The 1,616-nt window shown below is 30.0% G+C and carries 2 protein-coding genes; both read left to right on the top strand.

Annotated features, from left to right (window positions below; all coding sequences use genetic code 11):
* Positions 1-112: 112 nt before the first annotated feature.
* A complete protein-coding gene (locus DFQ09_RS18640; RefSeq protein ID WP_115813136.1) occupies positions 113-643 on the top strand; it encodes an SPFH domain-containing protein in 531 nt (176 codons plus the stop codon).
* 196 nt (positions 644-839) lie between these two features.
* On the top strand, positions 840-1,508 hold the full coding sequence (locus DFQ09_RS18635; protein WP_115813134.1) for an ankyrin repeat domain-containing protein: 669 nt from the start codon (positions 840-842) through the stop codon (positions 1,506-1,508).
* Positions 1,509-1,616 lie beyond the last annotated feature (108 nt).

Raw genomic sequence — 1,616 nt, 5'->3', positions numbered from 1 at the left:
AAGCTTACTTACGAAAATTCTCGCGGATTTTCTACTTGGTTTTTATTTGCTAAATTATGTGATGAACCACGCAACGTATCATATACAAAACCGTTGCCAGTAATTTGAGCAGATGAACAAAAAAACAACATTTCCGATTTTATTGATTCTCTTAATTGGGTTAATTTTTGCGTGTAAACCTGAATTGAAAAAAGAGATTTTTATCAAGTCAACAGAAATTGGAATTTATTATGATTCGTTTTTAAAAGAGACAGTCGTTTTGAACTCTGGAAAACATAATATTCCAAACGGAATTTTTCCGAATATTTATCCGATTGAACAGACCAATATCAAACGAAATGTTCAAATTCTAACCAAAGACGAAAAACCTATATCTTATGGAATAACTTATTGGTATAGTGTGAATCCAAAAACTATAACGGAATTTAATGCAGAAGTCGGAATTGACTATGTGGAAAGATTTGTTTTACCAAAAATATTTTCAGAAATGCGTAAATCATTTCGCGAATTGGATTCTGTGAATATCGGAATACCTGAAATAGAAAAAGAAATAGAATCTAAACTGAATAATGACATTAAATTTTCTGAATTTATAAAAACGGAATCTATAAAATTCGGAAAAACGGAACCTAATAAAAAATAAAAACTACTGGCAACACCGTGTATAATTAATTGCTTGGTCACTGCCGACTCACGAACATTCCTGCGGAATATTCTATCTGTGATTTATTTGCTAAATTAGTTGCTTAACCACGCAACTAACCATACACAAAACCGTTGTGCGTCATTTAAGAAAAACGTGAAACAACGAAAAAACTTGACAGAAATTAAAATAAATTATGGGAATTTTTAATTGGAGAAAAAAAAGTAAAACCGAACCAATTCAAGAGGTTGTTCCAATGAAAATGACTAAAAAGAATATCAATGATTTTTTTGTTGCTATTCGGAATCATAATAATGCCGATGTCTTGAATTTTATTAACTCAAACTCTGAATTTATAAAAGCAGTCAGACCAGGATTACCAAAAAAAGATTGCGGACAAAATGGACTACAAGTAGCTCTCAAAGTTGGTAATTTCAAAATAGCAGAGAAACTAATAAACCAAGGTGCTAATGTAAATCACATCACTGAAAATTCAGACGAATGGAATTTACCTGTTTTGCATAGTAGTATAATTGCGACTTTCTATCAAACTAATACGATTTCAGACCAATTAGAACATTTTGAAACTGCATTTAGAATTTTAAATCTTATGCTGGAAAAAGGTGCTGACGTTAATGGAATTGACTCATATGGAAACAGTAGCTTAATGAGAGCTTTATTAGATTCTAAAAAGTTTATTGACCACCCAAATTTTAATGAAAACTTAAAAACTCTAGAACAAAGTAGGAGAATTTTTAAGCTACTCATCGATTTTGGAGCTGATATAGATTATTGGAATGAAAATAGACCAAAACTGAATGAAAGAATAAAAGATTTCGGAATGGAAAAATATAAATTAATATAAAAAACGAACGCACAACAAAGTACTGTGGCAAAAAACAAGTAAAAACTCATTAATTTTTCACTAAAGTACTTTTATAATTTCCATCATATATTAATCCCGATTTAGCTA

The organism is Winogradskyella pacifica (assembly GCF_003386275.1).
GTDB lineage: Bacteria > Bacteroidota > Bacteroidia > Flavobacteriales > Flavobacteriaceae > Winogradskyella > Winogradskyella pacifica.
This window is presented reverse-complemented; position numbering and strand designations above follow the sequence as displayed.

What these genes read in the sequence shown, in the direction of transcription:
- DFQ09_RS18635 (WP_115813134.1), top strand. Translation starts at nt 840, where the DNA reads ATGGGAATTTTTAATTGGAGAAAAAAAAGTAAAACCGAACCAATTCAA.
- DFQ09_RS18640 (WP_115813136.1), top strand. Translation starts at nt 113, where the DNA reads ATGAACAAAAAAACAACATTTCCGATTTTATTGATTCTCTTAATTGGG.